The organism is Lysobacter sp. 05T417 (genome assembly GCF_056396405.1).
Genome location: NZ_JBFTLK010000005.1, coordinates 207,200 through 224,709 on the forward strand (window position 1 = coordinate 207,200; position 17,510 = coordinate 224,709).

General features: G+C 68.6%; 13 protein-coding genes. 7 read left to right on the forward strand and 6 right to left on the reverse strand.

The features are described 5' to 3' along the window. Positions 1 to 66 precede the first annotated feature (66 nt). Genes AC1DER_RS10565 through tal form a run of 3 tightly spaced genes read right to left on the reverse strand, consistent with a single transcriptional unit; the run spans position 67 to position 3,678 of the window. Complete coding sequence (locus AC1DER_RS10565) at positions 67 to 1,377, reverse strand: NAD(P)/FAD-dependent oxidoreductase (protein WP_477248431.1); 1,311 nt, start codon at positions 1,375 to 1,377, stop codon at positions 67 to 69. Then, a complete protein-coding gene (locus tag AC1DER_RS10570) occupies positions 1,374 to 2,708 on the reverse strand; it encodes an MFS transporter (RefSeq protein WP_477248433.1) in 1,335 nt (444 codons plus the stop codon). The genes AC1DER_RS10565 and AC1DER_RS10570 overlap by 4 nt, the downstream gene beginning before the upstream one ends. A gap of 19 nt (positions 2,709 to 2,727) precedes the next feature. Continuing rightward, a complete protein-coding gene (tal, locus tag AC1DER_RS10575) occupies positions 2,728 to 3,678 on the reverse strand; it encodes a transaldolase (RefSeq protein WP_441815427.1) in 951 nt (316 codons plus the stop codon). A gap of 152 nt (positions 3,679 to 3,830) precedes the next feature. Here tal and AC1DER_RS10580 point away from each other — a divergent pair, with 152 nt between their 5' ends. Next, complete coding sequence (locus AC1DER_RS10580) at positions 3,831 to 4,586, forward strand: NYN domain-containing protein (protein WP_441815426.1); 756 nt, start codon at positions 3,831 to 3,833, stop codon at positions 4,584 to 4,586. Positions 4,587 to 4,615: 29 nt separating this feature from the next. On the opposite strand, the gene AC1DER_RS10585 is transcribed toward AC1DER_RS10580, so the two are convergent. Next, positions 4,616 to 6,814 carry a primosomal protein N' gene (locus tag AC1DER_RS10585; protein ID WP_477357994.1) on the reverse strand — a complete coding sequence of 733 codons (2,199 nt, stop codon included), beginning with the start codon at positions 6,812 to 6,814 and terminating at the stop codon, positions 4,616 to 4,618. A gap of 460 nt (positions 6,815 to 7,274) precedes the next feature. On the opposite strand from AC1DER_RS10585, the gene AC1DER_RS10590 reads away from it, so the two are divergent. Continuing rightward, entirely contained in the window at positions 7,275 to 8,288 is a 1,014-nt protein-coding gene (locus AC1DER_RS10590; protein ID WP_477247316.1) for a sigma factor-like helix-turn-helix DNA-binding protein, read from the forward strand. Continuing rightward, entirely contained in the window at positions 8,275 to 8,913 is a 639-nt protein-coding gene (locus AC1DER_RS10595; RefSeq protein ID WP_477247318.1) for a DUF3106 domain-containing protein, read from the forward strand. Before AC1DER_RS10590 ends, AC1DER_RS10595 begins: the two co-directional genes overlap by 14 nt. A 4-nt stretch (positions 8,914 to 8,917) precedes the next feature. Here the strand turns inward: AC1DER_RS10595 and AC1DER_RS10600 are convergent, their stop codons facing one another. Next, a complete protein-coding gene (locus AC1DER_RS10600; RefSeq protein ID WP_477247320.1) occupies positions 8,918 to 10,411 on the reverse strand; it encodes a DUF3667 domain-containing protein in 1,494 nt (497 codons plus the stop codon). Positions 10,412 to 10,569: 158 nt separating this feature from the next. Here AC1DER_RS10600 and AC1DER_RS10605 point away from each other — a divergent pair, with 158 nt between their 5' ends. Together AC1DER_RS10605 and sppA are read left to right on the forward strand one after the other, a co-directional pair. After that, positions 10,570 to 11,952, forward strand: coding sequence for an MATE family efflux transporter (locus AC1DER_RS10605; protein WP_477247321.1), 1,383 nt, complete (start codon positions 10,570 to 10,572; stop codon positions 11,950 to 11,952). 125 nt (positions 11,953 to 12,077) lie between these two features. After that, positions 12,078 to 13,961 carry a signal peptide peptidase SppA gene (gene sppA, locus AC1DER_RS10610; protein WP_441815420.1) on the forward strand — a complete coding sequence of 628 codons (1,884 nt, stop codon included), beginning with the start codon at positions 12,078 to 12,080 and terminating at the stop codon, positions 13,959 to 13,961. A 92-nt stretch (positions 13,962 to 14,053) separates the two neighbouring features. Here sppA and AC1DER_RS10615 read toward each other — a convergent pair whose 3' ends face one another. Beyond that, positions 14,054 to 14,281: a hypothetical protein gene (locus AC1DER_RS10615; protein WP_441815419.1), complete on the reverse strand. Its 228-nt coding sequence runs from the start codon at positions 14,279 to 14,281 to the stop codon at positions 14,054 to 14,056. A gap of 104 nt (positions 14,282 to 14,385) precedes the next feature. Here AC1DER_RS10615 and AC1DER_RS10620 point away from each other — a divergent pair, with 104 nt between their 5' ends. After that, a complete protein-coding gene (locus tag AC1DER_RS10620) occupies positions 14,386 to 15,162 on the forward strand; it encodes an SDR family oxidoreductase (protein ID WP_441815418.1) in 777 nt (258 codons plus the stop codon). A 221-nt stretch (positions 15,163 to 15,383) separates the two neighbouring features. Beyond that, a complete protein-coding gene (locus AC1DER_RS10625; protein WP_477247324.1) occupies positions 15,384 to 17,507 on the forward strand; it encodes a TonB-dependent siderophore receptor in 2,124 nt (707 codons plus the stop codon). The last annotated feature ends 3 nt before the right edge of the window (positions 17,508 to 17,510 follow it).

Below are 17,510 nucleotides of genomic sequence, written 5' to 3' on the forward strand. Positions count from 1 at the left end.
GCGTCAGCGGCATGCAATGCAGAACGGCCCGGGAAACCGGGCCGTTTTCGTTTGCACTGAGCACCGTCATCCCCGCGAAGGCGGGGATCCATGGACGTTGCTCTGACTCACGGGGCCCGCCGCCTTGTCCTGCCCCAGGATGATCCGCGCGTGCCGCTGGTAGCTCCAGTACGCCCACGCCCAGTTGATCAGCACGATGATCCGGTTGCGGAAGCCGATCAGGAAGAACACGTGCGCCGCCAGCCAGAACCACCACGCCAGCAACCCTGACAGCTTGAAGCCATGCAGGTCGACGACCGCGGCCATGCGCCCGATCGTCGCGAGGTTGCCGAAATCGCGATAGCGGAACGCCGGTGCCGGCTTGCCCGAGAGCCGCGCGCGGATCGCCGCGGCGACGTGCGCACCCATCTGCTTCGCCGCCGGGGCCACGCCGGGCACCGGCTTGCCGTCCTGCACCACGCTGGCCAGGTCGCCGGCGACGAAGATCTCCGGATGGCCCGGCACGCTCAGGTCGGCCGCAACCGGCACGCGCCCGGCACGATCGCGCTCCACGCCAAGCAACGCCCCCAACGGGGATGCCGCAACGCCTGCGGCCCACAACACCGTGCGTGCGGGAACGAACTGCTCGCCCAATGTGTATCCACGCGCATCGATGCGGCTGACCGGCGTACCCGTCACCACCTCGACGCCGAGCTTCTCCAGCTGGCGCCGCGCCTTGTCGGACAGCGACTCGGGAAACGACGCCAGCACGCGTGGCCCGGCTTCCACCAGCCGGACGCGCGCATGCGAAGGATCGATGTTGCGGAACTCGCGCTTGAGCGTGTGCCGCGCGATCTCCGCCAGCGTGCCGGCCAGTTCGACACCGGTCGGGCCGCCGCCGACGACGGCGAAGCTCAGCCACGCCGAACGCTCCTCCGGGTCGTCGCACGCCTCTGCGCGCTCGAACGCCAGCAGCAGTCGCCGACGAATCGCCAGCGCGTCATCCAGCGTCTTCAGCCCCGGCGCATCCTTGCTCCATTCGTCGTGGCCGAAGTAGGCATGGGTGGCGCCGCTGGCCAGCAGCAGGCAGTCGTAGTCCAGTCGTTCGCCATCGGCAAGCCTCACCGTACGCACCTGCGTATCGATGCCGGTGACCTCGCCCAGGCGCACCTCGACATTGCGCTGGTTGCGCAGGATGTGGCGCAGCGGCGCGGCGATGTCGGGCGAGGACAGGCCGGCGGTGGCGACCTGGTAGAGCAGGGGCTGGAACAGATGATGGTTGCGGCGGTCGATCAGGGTGATGTCGACGTCGTCGCCCGCCAACGCACGCGTGGTCCACAGGCCACCGAAGCCGCCACCGACGACGACAACGCGGGGGCGTGCAGGAATCGAACTCATGCTTTGGCTGCTCCATGTTGCGCATCCACGTCGTCGTGGTCGCGATCAATGCGCGAGTGATGCTTGGTATCGCGCATGAACACATACACCAGCAGCGACACCGCCACGCAGGCCGTCACGTACCAGTAGAAGTACGACTCATGGCCGATCTGCTTGAACCACAGCGCAAGGTACTCGGCGGTGCCGCCGAACAGCGACACCGTCAGCGCATACGGCAGTCCGACCCCGAGCGCGCGAATGTGCGCGGGGAACAACTCGGCTTTCACCACCGCATTGATCGAGGTGTAGCCGCTGACGATGACCAGCCCGGTCATGACCCAGGCGAACGCGCTCCACACGCTGCCTGCGCCGGCGATGCCGCTGAGGATCGTATACGTGCACAGCGTGCCGAGCACGCCGAACGCGATCAGGATCGGACGCCGGCCGATGCGGTCCGACAGGGCGCCGACCAGCGGCTGCAGCAGCATGAACACCAGCAGCGATGCCGCCGACACCAGCGTCGCATCGGCCTTGCTGAAGCCGCCGGTGTTGACCAGGAACTTCTGCGGATACGTGGTGAAGGTATAGAACGAGAGCGTCCCGCCCATCGTCAGGCCGACGACAGTCAGCACCTCACGCGGATGCTGCAGCAATACGCGCAGGCTGCCACGCTGCTTGTGATCCTGGCTTCTGGCGATGGCAAACGATTCGGTTTCCTGCATGCCGCGGCGCAGGTACAGCGCAGTCACCGCGCACAGCGCACCGACCACGAATGGGATCCGCCAGCCCCAGTCCTGCAGCTGCTCCTCGGTCAAGAGCAGGCGCTGCAGCAACACCAGCAATCCTAGCGCCAGCAGCTGCCCCATCACCAGCGTTACGTACTGGAAGCTCGACCAGAATCCGCGCCGACGCGCATCGGCCATCTCGCTGAGATAGGTCGCCGATGTGCCGTACTCGCCGCCAACGCTCAGGCCCTGCAGCAACCGCGCGAACACCAGCAGCGCCGGCGCGGCGATGCCGATGCGCTCATGGCCCGGCGCCACCGCGATCAGCAGCGAGCCGGCGCACATCAGCAGCACCGACAGCATCAGCGCCGCCTTGCGGCCGTGGCGGTCGGCATACAGCCCCATCAGCCAGCCGCCGACGGGACGCATCAGGAAGCCGACCGCGAACACCGCCGCGGTGTCGAGCAACTGCGCGGTGGTGTCGCCCTTGGGGAAGAAATGCGGCGCGAAGTAGATGGCGAACGCGGAGTAGGCGTACCAGTCGTACCACTCCACCAGGTTGCCGACCGAACCGCTGAAGATGCTGCGCAGGCGGTGGGCGGGAGTCATCCGGGTCGTCGCATCCATGCGCACAGTTTGCCCGAACTCAGCCCAGTCGCTGCGCCAGCAAGGCCTCGAGCTTGCGCTGGTCGGCTGCGAAGCGGCGGATGCCGTCGGCCAGCTTGTCGTTGGCCATCGCGTCCTCGTTGTGCTGCCAGCGGAACGCGGCTTCGTCGAGTGCCGCCGGTGCCGGAGCACGGTCGCCGGTGTCGTTGAGCGCGCGCGGCACGCCGCCTTCGCTGGCGGCCAGTTCGGCCAGCAGCTCCGGCGAGATCGTCAGGCGATCGCAGCCGGCCAGCGCCAGCACCTGCCCGGTGTTGCGGAAGCTCGCGCCCATCACCACGGTGTTGAAGCCGTGGCGCTTGTAGTGGTGCCAGATGCGGGTGACCGACTGCACGCCCGGGTCGTCCTGCGGCGTGGCCGGCTTCTCCGCGCCGTTGGCCAGGTGCCAGTCGAGGATGCGACCGACGAAGGGCGAGATCAGGAACACGCCGGCCTCGGCGCAGGCGACGGCCTGGGCGAACGAGAACAGCAGCGTGAGGTTGCAGTTGATGCCTTCGCGCTCGAGCTGTTCGGCGGCGCGGATGCCTTCCCAGGTCGACGCGGTCTTGATCAGCAGCCGCTCGCGACCGATGCCGGCCTTCTCGTACAGCGCGACCAGCTTGCGTGCCTTGGCCAGCGTGGCTTCGGTGTCGAAGCTCAGGCGGGCGTCGACTTCGGTCGAGACGCGGCCCGGGATCAACTTGAGGATCTCGGTGCCGATGGTGACTGCCAGCACGTCGGAGGCATCGGCGATGCGCTCGGCCAGGTCGGAACCGCGCGCCTGCGCCAAGGCTGCATCGATCAGCGGCGAATAGGCCGGGATGGAGGCAGCCTTGAGCAGCAGCGACGGGTTGGTGGTGGCGTCGAGCGGATGGAAGCGGGCGATCGCTTCGATGTCGCCGGTATCAGCGACGACGGCGGACAGGCTGCGCAGTTGTTCGAGCTGGCTGGTCACGATCTGGGGGGTCCTGGCGTCGATGGGTCGAGTGTCGGGGGCATTGTCCCCGATTAAATCATGGTAGCGCTAACATTCACCGCACGGTCCAACGTAATGCCGTCGCCTCCGCCCTGGGTTAGGCTCGGCGCGACCCCGCCTGGAAGCGTGTCATGGCCGAACCGCAACGCCGAATCGCCCTGCTGGTCGACGCCGACAACGCCCCGGCCGCCAAGATCGACGTGATCCTGGCCGAGGTCGCGCGCCACGGCGTCGCCAATGTCCGCCGCGCCTACGGCAACTGGAAAAGCCCGCACCTCAAGAGCTGGGAAGCGACGCTGCACGAATACGCGATCCGCCCGATCCAGCAGTTCGCCTACAGCAGCGGCAAGAACGCATCGGACATGGCGATGGTGATCGACGCCATGGACCTGCTGTACGCGCGCAACCTGGACGGCTTCGCGATCGTCTCCAGCGATGCCGACTTCACCCCGCTGGTGATGCGGCTGCTGACCGACGGGGTGAAGGTCTATGGCTTTGGCGAGAAGAAGACGCCGCTGCCGTTCGTCAATGCGTGCTCCAAGTTCACCTACCTCGAAGCCCTCGTCGAGCCCAGCACCGAAGCCACGGCGGTGGCGACAAAGCCGCGCACGGCCAAGGAACTTCGCGACGACACCCGCCTGCTGCAGATGCTGCGCAGCGCGGTCGAGTCGGCCAGTGGCGACGACGGCTGGGCGCACCTGGGCCAGGTGGGCCACCAGATCAGCAACCAGGCCTCGTTCGATTCGCGCAACTACGGGTTCCGCAAACTCAGCGACCTGATCGAAGCGACCGGCCTGTTCGACGTCAACCGCGAGAACCAGATCCTGTGGATCCGGCCCAAGCAGCGGGCGAAATCGAAGGCGGCGGAGAAAGGCGCCGGCGCATAGGCGGCACTCAAGCCGCGCTCAAGTAGCGGTCAATAGAGATCGACCGGGTCGACGTCGAGCGACCAGCGCACTTTGCGCGCGTCGGGCAGGGCATGGATCGCCGGCATCGCGGCATCGAGCGCCATGTGCAGCGTGCGACGGTCCTGCGCCGACAGCAGCAGCTGCGCGCGCTGGTAGCCGGCGCGGCGTGGCATCGGCGCCGGCAGCGGGCCGTGCAGGTCGAGTGCGGCGCCGGTGTCGTGCAATGCCGCGCGCGCGGAACGCAGGAAGTTCTCGCAGGCCTCGGTGTGCCTGGCTTCGGCGCGAATCATCGCCATGTGCGCGAACGGCGGGAAACCCGCGGCCTCGCGCTGCGCCAGTTCTTCCTCGGCGAAGGCGGCGTAACCACCGGTCAGCAGTGTCGCCAGCAGCGGATGGCCGGGATGGTGCGTCTGCAGCAGCACTTCACCGCGTCGCTCGGCGCGACCGGCGCGACCGGCGACCTGGATCAGCAACTGCGCCAGTTTCTCCGGTGCGCGGAAGTCGGCCGAGAACAGGCCTTCGTCGATGCCGACCACGGCCACCAGGGTCAGCTGCGGCAGGTCGTGGCCCTTGGCCAGCATCTGCGTGCCGACGAGGATGCCGCGCCGGGTGCCGAAGCGCGCCAGGTGCTGTTCCAGTGCATCGCGATGCTGGGTGGTGCCGCGATCGATGCGCAACACCGGGACATCCGGGAAGCGGGCGGCGAGGGCTTCCTCGATGCGTTCGGTGCCTGCGCCCTGCGCCTGCAGCGCCAGCCCGCCGCAATCCGGGCAGGCATTGGGCACGGGCCGGCGCGCACCGCAGTGATGGCATTGCAGGCGACGACCTCCTGCATGGACCGTCATCGGCGTGCCTGTCGTCTCGGTGCTGCAACGCTGGCATTGCGCGCTCCAGCCACAGTCATGGCACAGCAGCACCGGCGCATAGCCGCGGCGGTTCTTGAACACCAGCACCTGGCCGTCGGCGTCGAGCGCGCGGCCGATCGTGTCGAGCAGTTCCTGCGACAGGCCCGCTTCGAGCGGGCGCTTGCGCACGTCGCACACGCGCACCGTCGGCGGCTGTGCATCGCCGGCGCGCTCGCGCAGGCGCAGGTGGGTGTAGCGGCCGAGCTGGGCGTTGCGCAGCGTCTCCAGCGACGGCGTCGCGCTGCCGAGCAATACCGGGATGCCCAGTGTCTTGCCGCGCACCAGGGCAAAGTCGCGGGCGTGGTAACGAATGCCGTCGAGCTGCTTGAAGCTGCCGTCGTGTTCTTCGTCGATCACGATCAGGCCGGCCTCGGGCATGGGCAGGAACACCGCCGAGCGCGTGCCCACCACCACCCGCGCCTCGCCACGGGCGAACGCCGCCCAGGTGCGGGCGCGCTCGCCGTCGCCCAGGCCCGAATGCAGGGCGTGGACCGGGACGCCGAGGCGGGCCCGGAAACGCGCCAGGGTCTGCGGCGTCAGTCCGATCTCGGGCACCAGCACCAACGCCTGGCGACCGCGCGCCAGGCAGTCGGCGATGGCATGGAGGTAGACCTCGGTCTTGCCGCTGCCGGTGACGCCGTCCAGCAGCAACGCGGCGAAGCCGTCGCGGGCCGCCAGCACGGCGTCCACGGCGGCGTGCTGCTCGCCGTTGAGGGTGGGCCCGGGGCGCGGCGCCGGTGCCCGTGGCGTCACCGGCACGGCGATGCGCTCGGCCAGGCCGCGCTTGGCCAGGGCGCGGGCGGCGCTGCGCCAGTCGTCGAGGTCGTCGTCGAGGCTGTCCTCGTCGCAGGCGCCCGCCTGGAGCCGGTCGGCCAGGCGGCGCGGCTTGCCGGCACGCAGGCGTTCGCGCCCGGTCTGCCCGGCCTCGGTCAGTTGCCAGGCCCAGGCATGGGTGTCGGCCAGGGGCTCGCCACGGCGCAGGGTGGCCGGCAGGGCAGTCGCCAGCACCTCGCCCAGGGGGGCATGGGTGTAGCGCGCGAGCCAGCGCAGCGAATCGAGCAGCTCGCCGTGGAACACCGGTTCCGGATCGAGCCGCGCCAGGGCGTGCTTGAGCTGGGGAGCGTCCTCGCCGGCGTTGCCGACTTCGGCCACCACCCCGACCAGTTCGCGACTCCCGAACGGCACCCGCACCCGGCTGCCGACATCGCCTGCCCGCGCCGCCTCGCCCTCAGGCGGGAGGTAGTCGAACAGGCGCGGCAATGGCAGTGGCAGGGCCAGTCGCCAGACCGGCGAATCAGGCATCGAGGCATCGGGCATCGGCGCAGTCTACCGAGGCGCGCGAGGGACGGCCCGACTGCTGAAAGTTGCAGGGCATTGCTCCGCGCTATGTGACATAAGTCACGCAAGTGTCGGATGTAAAAGGCAATTGACCTTTATCCACATCGCCTGTGGATAAATCTGTGCATGGTGTGTCGGCAGATTGGTCCGACTACACAAAAACAGGCCTTGCGGCCACGTTGGTGAAAAAATCGCCATCGCGGTTATTGTCTTTTGAATCAAGAGGTTGACTGTGAAACATCGCTGTCATGGGACGCCGGGGCGGGGTCTGGCGTCTGGTCGTGACGATTCCATTACTGCTGTGCACAACCGCTTTTCGGGTGCGGGCCGCGTCCTGCTTCGCGGAGCACGAGTTAGCGCGTTGTCAAGCGGTTTTGTGGCATGACGGCATCGCTATGATGCGGGGCATGGCGATGCAGTCCCGATGAGCGTTTCTTCCCCCTCCCCCCACTCCGCTCCGCCCCCCGCGCTGTCCGCGTTCGTGCGCGGCGTCGAGCGTCGTGGCGCGGTCCTGGCCGAACTCCAGGCCGGCGATGCCGTCCTCGGCGACGCTGCCCTGGCGGCGGCCATGGCGCAGTTCCGCGTCGAGGCCGAATCGGTGCCCATGGCGGCGTGGCCGGCCCGGTTCTGGGCGCTGTTACTAAGCCAGCCGCAGCTGCGCAATCGCACCGCGGTGGCCTTGCCGATCGATGTCACCGACCGCCTCGGCGAGCTCGGCAGCGGGCCGCGCGCGGCCCTGCTGCTGCGAGTGGCCGCGGGCCTGTCGGAAGAGGAGGGCGCGGCCGTGCTGGGCGTATCCCAGCCGAGCTTCCGCCTGGCCCTGCAGCGGGCCCTGCCGCACCACGAGGACGGCCGGGCCGACCCCGAGGCCTGGCAGCGGCTGCGCGAGCAGATCCACCGCCGGATCAAGACCCTGCCGGCCGACCGGCTGGTGCGACTCAGCGGTGCCCGCGAGGCCGCCATGCGCGGTGTCTCCGGTCCGACCGCGACATCGGCCGGCAGCCCGGCAACGCCGCGCCGCCCGCGCTGGCTGCTGCCGCTGCTGTGGTCGCTGTTCGCGCTGTGTGCGCTGGCCCTGGCCGCCAGCTTCATCTGGCCCGGCTCGCTGACCCCATGGCAACGCGCGCTGGGGCTGGAGCCCGGGGTGAAGCGGATTCGCGTGGAGGCACTGCCGGAAGGCGATGCGCCGGCCTCGCGCTACTCCGCCGAGACCGCCCTGGTCGCCCATCGCGACTTCGAACTCCTCGCCGACCCGCAGGGCCAGGCCGACGCGCGCGACCTCGAGTTCCACAGCTGGTTCGCTGCGCAACAGGCAGCCGGCGTGACCGAGCCGACGCCGCCCACGGACGTGCCGCCGGCGGATTCGGTTGCACCGACCCCGGCCGATGCCGCCACGAGCGCCGAAACCGACACGGAGACCTCCGATGCGCCGATGTGAAGGCCGTCTGCGTGGCCTGCTGGCGCTGTCGCTGGGGCTGATGATCGCTTCGGCTTGGTCGGCGCCGTCCGAGCTGCTCGACGTGATGGCCCGCCTGCCGCCCGCCGCGCATGCGCAGCTGCAGCGGCAATGGCAGCAGTGGAGTGGCTGGTCACCGCAACAACGCGGCGACTTCAGGCAACGCGCCAAGGACTGGGATGCGTTGCCTCGCGCCGAACGCGATGCCCGTCGCGAGCGCTACCAGGCGTGGCGTGCATTGCCGGCGAGCGAGCAGGTCAGCATCCAGGCCGCCACGACGCAGCTGGCGGCGATGCCGTCCGAACGACAGCAGGCCTGGCGCGCGCAGTTCGATGCGCTCGATCGCAGTGAACGCCGTGGCTGGCTGCTGGGGCCGTCGCTGGGAGTCGACTACGCGATGCTGCAACCGCTCCTGGCGCAGGTGCCGGCAGGGGAGCACGCCGCGCTGATGCAGGCGTTGCGGACGATGTCACCGCAACAGCGCATCGACCTGGGCGTGCTGGCGCAGCGCACGCCTCCGACCAGGCGCGATGAACTGCGCCGCGGTCTGCTGGCTGCCGGCCCGCAAGGGCGCGGCGACTGGCTCTGGCAGCAGATGCAGCACTGAGGGCTTACATCCGCACCACGCTCGCCAGGGCGAGGAAGGTGGCGGCAAAGGCGAGCAGGACGAAGTAGAGGTTGCCGATCACCAGGTAGCGCACCGTGGTGACGATCCAGCCGTTGCCGTACACGCGCTTCTGCATCAGCCACAAGTAGACCGGCAGCCACAGCCACAGCAGCGTTTCGAGCGTGCCGCTGATCCAGCCGAATCCGCTCCACTGCGGCGAGATCGCGTTGTCCAGCGCGATCGACACGAAGAAGGCGAGCATCGCCAGGCACATGAAGGCGTGGCTGTAGAGCGCCACCACCAGGTGTTCGAGGTAGCGGCGCCCGGAGCCCAGGTACGCCAGCTTCAGCAGCAGCGCGAACACCGGCACCAGCAGGAACAGCGCCGACGGCACCGCCGCGAGCAGCGCGCGGACATACAGGCTCGGATCCTTTTGCGCGCGCGACACATTCTCGCGGCCGTGGGCGATCTGGCGATTGACCCAGTGGTTGAAGAAGGCCGGCGCCCAGCTGATCACCAGCGGGTTGGTTTCCTCGTCCCAGGGTTCATCGCTGCCGAACAGGGTCAACCGGTCGTAGCAGTCCGGATCGCCGTAGATGCGCGCGTCTTCGGATTCCTTGCGCGCGCGGCTGCCTTCGGTGCTGGTCGCCACCGCGATCTGCAACTTCGCTGCGCGGCAGCCGGCGGCGATGTTGATGTCGCGAATCTCGTTGAACTCGTGGCGGCGCGCGGCCGCCGCGCTGGCGGGCAGGCTCGCCAGCTTGACCTGGTGCGGTACCAGGCGTTCAACACGCAGGCGCTCGAGCGTGGTCAGGTCCTCGGCCTTGTCCATGCTCTGCTTGGAGGTTTCCAGTGCCTCGTTGGCGCGACGCTGGCCATCGGCCTTGGCCGCGGCGACCTGTTCGGCGCTCATGGCCTTTTCGCGGCCGATCGCCTCGATGCGGCTGTCGGCGGCGTGGTTCACATCCGCGATGGCGACGTCGATCGCCTTGCGAGCGTGCAGCAGCACCGACGGCACCGCCGAGCGCGCTTCGGCCAGGTCGGCCAGGTTCCTGCGGCGGATCTGCTCGACGTCGGCGATGCTGGCCGCCTTGGCGAAGGCCTTGGACTGCTTGGCCGAATTCTTGTTGCTCGACACGCCGTCCTCGAGCTGCACCATGGGATTGGCGCCCTCGTTGTTCTCGACGTGGATGGCCATCTGCGCGAAGAAGAACGTCACCACGCTCAGCACCAGGAACAACCGCAGCGGCGCGACATAGCGCGCGCGCTGGCCGGCGAGGTAGTTGACGGCCACGCGACCGGGCACGACCAGGTCGCGCAACGTGCGGAAGATGCGGCCATCGAGATGCCAGAACGACTCGAACACCTCCTCCAGCGCGTGCCTGGCGTCGCGCACCGGGTTCACCACCGATTGCCCGCAGTCGTGGCAGTAGTGCCCCTGCAGCGGCGCATTGCAGTTCTCGCAATGGCTGGGCGTGTCGTGTCCTGTTGCGCTCATCGGTTACTTCCCTCTCCCCGGGGTGTCGGGGCCTTGTTCAGGCCGCGACAACGAGCTGTTCAGATCAAGCCGCTAAGATAGCGGGCCGCCGCGACCCGGCGCCAGCGCCCGACATCGGATTCGGTCGCGCGGCCGCAGTCGTGCATCTGGTTGTAACGATGTCCCCGTCTTCCCCCGTCGCCTCCGCGGCCCGCACCGGCCTGCTCGGCGAAGTCCGCACCACCGCCCTCCTCGCCGCGCCGCTGGTGGGCGGGCACGTATCGACCGGCCTGATCGCGTTCGTCGACAACGTCCTGGCCGGCCACCACAGCACCACCACCCTGGCCTCGGTCACCATCGGCACCGCGTTGTGGTGGCTGCCGATGATGGTGCCGATCGGCACGCTGCTGTCGGTGCCGCCGTCGGTGTCGCAGCTCGACGGCGCCGGCCAGCGCGGGCAGATCGGCGCGCTGTTCCGGCAGGCGCTGTGGCTGGCGTTCGGGCTGGGGCTGGTGCTGTTCGCATTCCTGACCTTCATTCCCTACGCGCTGGGCGCGATGGGCATCACGCCGGAGATCATTCCCGGCGCCACCGCGTTCCTGCACGGCATCCGCTGGGGCGTGCTGGCGCTGACGCTGTTCTTCTGCATGCGCTACCTCAGCGAAGGCCTGCACTGGACTTTGCCGACTCTGGTACTTAGCGCCGGCGGCCTGCTGATATTGCTGCCGGTGGGCTACGTGCTGACGTTCGGCAGGTTCGGCTTCCCCGAAATGGGCGCCGGCGGCCTGGGCATCGCCTCGGCGATCATGCTGTGGCTGCAGGCCATTGGCTTTGCCATCGTGCTGTGGCGGGCCAGGCGCTTTGCCGACCTCAAGCTCTTCGGGCGCTTCGACCTGCCCGAGTGGTCGATCATCCGCGGGCTGCTCGCCACCGGCCTGCCGATCGGCGTGACGGTGCTGATGGAGGGCGGACTGTTCATCACCACCGCGCTGCTGATGGGGCGCCTGGGCGAAGTGCCGGCGGCCGCGCACCAGATCGCGATCAACCTGGCGTCGCTGTGCTTCATGGTGCCGATGGGCCTGGCCGAGGCCACCACCGTGCGTGTCGGCCACGCGATGGGACGCGGCGATTTCCACGGCGTGCGCCGGGCCGCGTATGCCGGCTACGCGATCGTGATCGGCACGCAATTGTTCTCCGGCCTGGTATTGCTGACCGGCAACGACCTGCTGGTGAGCTTCTACACCCGCGATACGGCGGTGGCGACGCTGGCCGCTTCGCTGCTGCTGTATGCGGCGGCGTTCCAGTTCCCCGACGGCGTGCAGGTGCTGTCGGCCGGCGCACTGCGCGGGCTCAAGGACACGCGCGTGCCGATGCTGCTGGCGGTGCTCGCCTACTGGGGCATCGGCATGCCGTTGGGCGCCGGCCTTGGCCTTGGACTGGGCTGGGGGCCGAAGGGAATGTGGATCGGACTGATCGCCGGCCTCACCGTCGCCGCCGTGTTGCTTTGCACCCGCTTCCTGCGCTCGAGCCAGCCCGACCGGCTGGTCATGCGTGGGCCTTGAGCGGGCCATGTAATTGATGCCCCACGGCCGCATCACGCCGGTTGCCGGGAGGGCGTGTTACGAATGGCGGGTGAATTCCATGCCATCCGGGATTAGGCTGGAACCGTACGCCAGGAGCCTTTGCAATGAATGACACACCCCGTCGCGGCCCGATCGCCCGTTTCTTCATCGGGTTATGGGATGCGATGAACTTCACTCGCCGGTTGATCCTCAACCTGGTGTTCTTCGCCTTGCTTTTCATCGTCCTCGCCATCCTTGGCGCCGGTCCGCGCACGCGGCCGCTGCTTGATCGCACCACGCTGGTGATCGCGCCGGAAGGCGCCCTCGTCGAGCAGTACAGCAACGATCCGCTGACGCGCGCACTCGGCAAGGCCATGGGCGAACGCGGCGGTGAAGTGCAGCTGCGCGACCTGGTGCGCGCGCTGGACGCGGCGCGCGACGACAAGCGCATCGAGCGCGTGGTGCTCGACCTGGACGAGCTGGACGCCAGTGGCTTCGCCTCGCTGCGCGAAGTCGCGCAGGCCGTGGCGCGGGTCAAGGCCAGCGGCAAGCAGGTCGTCGCCTTCGCCGAAATGATGGACCAGAAGCAGTACCTGCTGGCCGCGCAGGCCAACGAGGTCTACCTCGACCCGATGGGCGGGATGCTGCTGGAGGGCCTGGGCCGCTATCGCACGTATTACCGCCAGGGCCTGCAGGACAAGCTCGGCGTCGACGTGCACCTGTTCAAGGTCGGCGAGTACAAGTCGGCGGCCGAGCCGTACGTGCTCGACGCCGCCTCGCCGGAGGCCAAGGAAGCCGACCTGTTCTGGATGAACGACGTGTGGCAGCGCTACCTGGGCGACGTCGCCAAGGCGCGCAAGCTCGACGCCACGCAGCTGGCGCAGAGCATCGACCAGATGCCGGCGGGCATCGCCAGCGCCCAGGGCGACCTGGCCAGGTTCGCGCTGCAGACAAAGCTGGTCGATGGCCTGAAGACGCGCGAGGAAGTCGACGACCTGCTGGTCCAGCGTGGCGTCGCCGACGACGATGCCGATGGCGGCTTCCGCCAGGCATCGCTCGATGAATACCTGCTGCAGCTCGACAGCGGCCTTGAGGCCGTCGATGGCCGCCCGCAGGTCGCCGTCATCGTCGCCGAAGGCGAGATCCGCAGCGGCGAGCAGCCGCCGGGCACCGTCGGTGGCGAATCCACCGCTGCCCTGCTGCGCGAGGCGCGCGACGACGAGAACGTGAAGGCCGTGGTGCTGCGCGTGGATTCCCCGGGCGGCGAAGTGTTCGCCTCCGAGCAGATCCGCCGCGAAGTGGTCGCGCTGAAGAAGGCCGGCAAGCCGGTGTCGGTGTCGATGGGCGACCTTGCGGCATCGGGCGGCTACTGGATCTCGATGGATGCCGACCGCATCTATGCCGATGCCTCGACCATCACCGGTTCGATCGGCATCTTCGGCCTGATCCCGACCATCCCGCGTGCGCTCGACAAGATCGGCGTGCATTCGGACGGCGTCGGCACCACCCGCTTCGCAGGCGCCTTCGACATCACCCGACCGCTGCAGCCGGAAGTCGGCGAGGTGATCCAGTCGGTGATCAACAAGGGGTACCGCGACTTCACCGGTCGCGTCGCCAGCGCCCGCAACAAGCCGGTCGAGCAGGTCGATGCGATCGCCCGCGGCCGCGTCTGGAGCGGCGAGCAGGCCAAGGAGCGCGGTCTGGTCGACGAGCTGGGCGGCCTGCAGCAGGCGATCGAGTTCGCGGCCACCAAGGCCAAGCTCGGCAAGCCCGACAGCTACCACGTGCGCTACATCGAAAAGGCGGCGACGCCGTTCGAGCGGTTCTTCACCGGCTTCGTCGGCAGCCGCGCCGGTGGCGCCTGGCTGCGCGATTCGGACATGGCGCGCAGCCTGCTCGCCAAGGCTTCGCCGCAGGCGGCCGCCGACCTGCGCTTCCTCGAAGGTGCGATCACGCCGACCCGCGGCGTGCCGGTGAAGGCGCTGGCCTACTGCTTCTGCGGCCTGTAGCGCACCGCCCGAACGTCAGTCGAAACGGAAAACGCCCGGCCATTGCCGGGCGTTTTTCATTTGAGGCCGGGTCGCCCCGGGTTGGCAGGCGCTCAGTTCGACGTCGCGTCCGTCGCTGCATCGATCGCCGCGCGCTGCTCCTCGGCAGCCTTCCTGGCGTCTTCCTGGGCCTTCTTCGCCTCTTCCAGGGGAGCCTTCATGGCGTCGCGCAATTGCGTCGCCTGCGGCTCCGGCGGCCGTTCCTTCTCCGGCGGCTCGGGTTTCGAACAACCGGCCAGCAGCGCCAGCGGCAAAAGTGCCAACAGCAGCGATCGCGACATCCGGGCACCCTCGATTGGTCTGGCGGCTATGCTACAGCGGCCGTCGCGCGCGGCAACCTGCCGACTGCGACCCACTTCACCTTGTGCGATTCCCGGAGAGCTGCATGGACCCGAAGCGTTGGCGCCTGGACGGACAACTGGCCCTGGTCACCGGTGGCAGCGCCGGAATCGGTCGCGCGATCGCCCGCGAACTGCTGGGCTTCGGCGCCGACGTGCTGCTGGCCGCGCGGGACTCGACCGCGCTCGATGCCGCGCGCAGCGAGCTGGTCGAGGATTTCCCGGAACGCGACATCCAGGCCTTCGTTGCCGATGTCGCCGATGACGAGCAACGCCGCGAGCTGCTCGACTGGGTCGAGGATTTCGGCGAGGGCCTGCACATCCTGGTCAACAATGCCGGCGGCAACATCGGCAAGCCCGCCACCGACTACACCGAGGACGAGTGGCGGCAGGTGTTCGAGGTCAACCTGTTTTCCGCCTTCGAACTGTCGCGTTATGCGCACCCGCTGCTGATCCGGCATGCCGCGTCGAGCATCGTCAACGTCGGCAGCGTCTCGGGGATGATCCATGTCCGCACCGGCGCGCCGTACGGCATGAGCAAGGCCGCCATGCACCAGATGACGCGCAACCTGGCCGTCGAATGGGCCGAGGACGGCATCCGCGTCAATGCGGTGGCGCCCTGGTACATCCGCACCCGTCGCACCTCCGACAAGCTCGCCGATCCGGACTATCTCGACGAAGTGCTCCTGCGCACGCCGTTGGGGCGCATCGGCGAGCCGGAAGAAGTGGCGGCAGCGGTGGCGTTCCTTTGCCTGCCCGCGGCAGGGTATGTCACTGGCGAGTGCATCGCGGTCGACGGCGGGTTCCTGCGCTACGGGTTCTGACCCTCGCCCGTCATTCCCGCGAAGGCGGGGCCCAGCGTCGGGGGTTTTTCAATGACGGAGCAGCGCGCGCCGGCGGGGGCGGGCGCCGTTGCCCAAACCCGCGCCGGCCTCTAGAATGCGAATCATTCCCATTTTTATTGCGCGGAATGTCCACCGGTGGTCCCGGTGCGACTCCCAGACCCCATGGACGGGGCATCCGCCACCCCCACCCTGGTCTCCCCATGTCTTCTCGCCGCGCCGCTTCTTCCGTCGTTGCTTCACGTCACGCCCTCGCTCTGGCCCTGGCCGCCGCTCTGTGCGCCCCGCTCGCCGCCCAGGCCCAGGCGACGAAGTCGTCGGCCACCGACCTCGACGAGGTCCAGGTGCACGCGCCGCTGGCGCGCAGCAGCGGCAGCGCGACCAAGACCGACACTCCGCTGCGCGAGATCCCCGCGTCGGTCTCGGTGGTCACCGATGAGCAGCTGCGCGACCGCGCGGTGCACGGCGCCGAGGAAGCGATCTGGTACACCGCCGGCGCACTGGGCGGTGGCTTCGGTCCCGACCCGCGCAGCGACTGGCTGCTGGTGCGTGGCTTTACCCCGGCGCGCTACCTCGACGGCCTCGCCCTCGCCGATGGCTCGGGCACCAGCATCACCCGCATCGAGCCGTTCGGCCTGGAGCGCATCGAGGTGCTCAAGGGCCCGTCGTCGGTCACCTACGGCGCGATGCCGCCGGGCGGGCTGATCAACTACGTCAGCAAGCGCCCGGTCGACGAGCCGCTGCACGAGGTCGAAGTGCAGTTCGGCAGCTACGACATGATGCAGGCCGCGTTCGATTTCGGTGACGCGATCGGCGGCAGCGGCGAGTGGTCCTACCGCCTCACCGGCCTGGCCCGCAACAGCGATGACCTGATCGACTACGTCCACGACGATCGCTACTACTTCGCGCCGGCGCTGACCTGGAAGCCGGACGACGCCAACACGCTGACACTGCTCGCGCGCTACCAGCGCAACGACACCGTTGCCGGCGCCGGCTTCCTGCCGTCGCAGGGCACGCTGCTGCCGAACCCGAACGGCAAGATCCCGATGAACCGCTTCACCGGCGAGCCGGGCTACAACGGCTACGACAAGACCATGAAGTCGCTGGGTTGGGAGTTCACCCACGATTTCGGCGGCGGCACGGTCTTCAGGCAGAACGCACGCTACGGCACCACCGACATCGACCCGTCGGTCACCGTCGGCGCGTTCGGCCTGCTCGCCGACCAGCGCACGCTGTTCCGCTACCTGTGGGCGACCGAGGAAGAAGCGAAGAACACCGGCATCGACAACCAGCTGACGTTCTCCTTCAATACCGGTCGCGCCCAGCACACGCTGCTGGCGGGCCTGGACTACCGCGACTCGCGCACCGAGTACGCGCAGGCATTCGCGTTCAATGCACCGACGCTGGACATCTTCAACCCGGTCTACGGCAGCCCGATCGTCAAGCCCGACTACACCTCGCGCACCGTGCAGGACCAGGATCAGACCGGCCTGTACGTGCAGGACCAGATCAAGCTCGACCGCTGGGTCGTCACCCTCGGCGGACGCCAGGACTGGGTCGGCACCGACACGCGCGAGCTGATCGGCGGCGCCCGTGGCCACCAGAGCGACGACGAGTTCTCCGGCCGCGTCGGCATCAACTACCTGTTCGACAACGGCTTCGCTCCGTACGTCGGCTACTCGCAGTCGTTCCAGCCCACCGTCGGCACCGACTTCGCCGGCAACGCCTTCGTGCCCACCACCGGTGATCAGATCGAAGCCGGCGTGAAGTACCAGCCGGCGCACAACCGCATGCTCGCCACGCTCGCCGTGTACCGACTGGTGCAGCAGAACACGCTGACGGTCGACCCCAACCACACGCTGTTCCAGGTGCAGCAGGGTGAGACGGAAGTGAACGGCGTCGAGCTCGAAGGCCGCTGGAACGTCGGCAACGGTTTCAGCGTCTACGGCGCCTACACCTATATCGATTCGGAGGTCACCAAGAGCACCGACCCGCTGTCGCTGGGCACGGAAATCCCGCTGCAGCCGGGGCAGGTCGCCTCGCTCGGCGCCGATTACACGATCACGTCCGGCGTGCTGTCGGGCCTGGGCTTCGGCGGCGGCGTGCGCTACACCGGCGAGCACTTCGGTGATGCCTACAACCTGTGGGAAACGCCCTCCTACACACTGTTCGATGCCGCGGTGCACTACGACATCGGCCAGTGGCGCCTGCAGCTCAACGCCAACAATCTGACCGACAAGGAATACATCAGCGCCTGCAACAGCGCGGCCTGGTGCTATTACGGCTATCCGCGCACGGTCACCGCGACTGCGCGCTTCCACTGGTAAAGC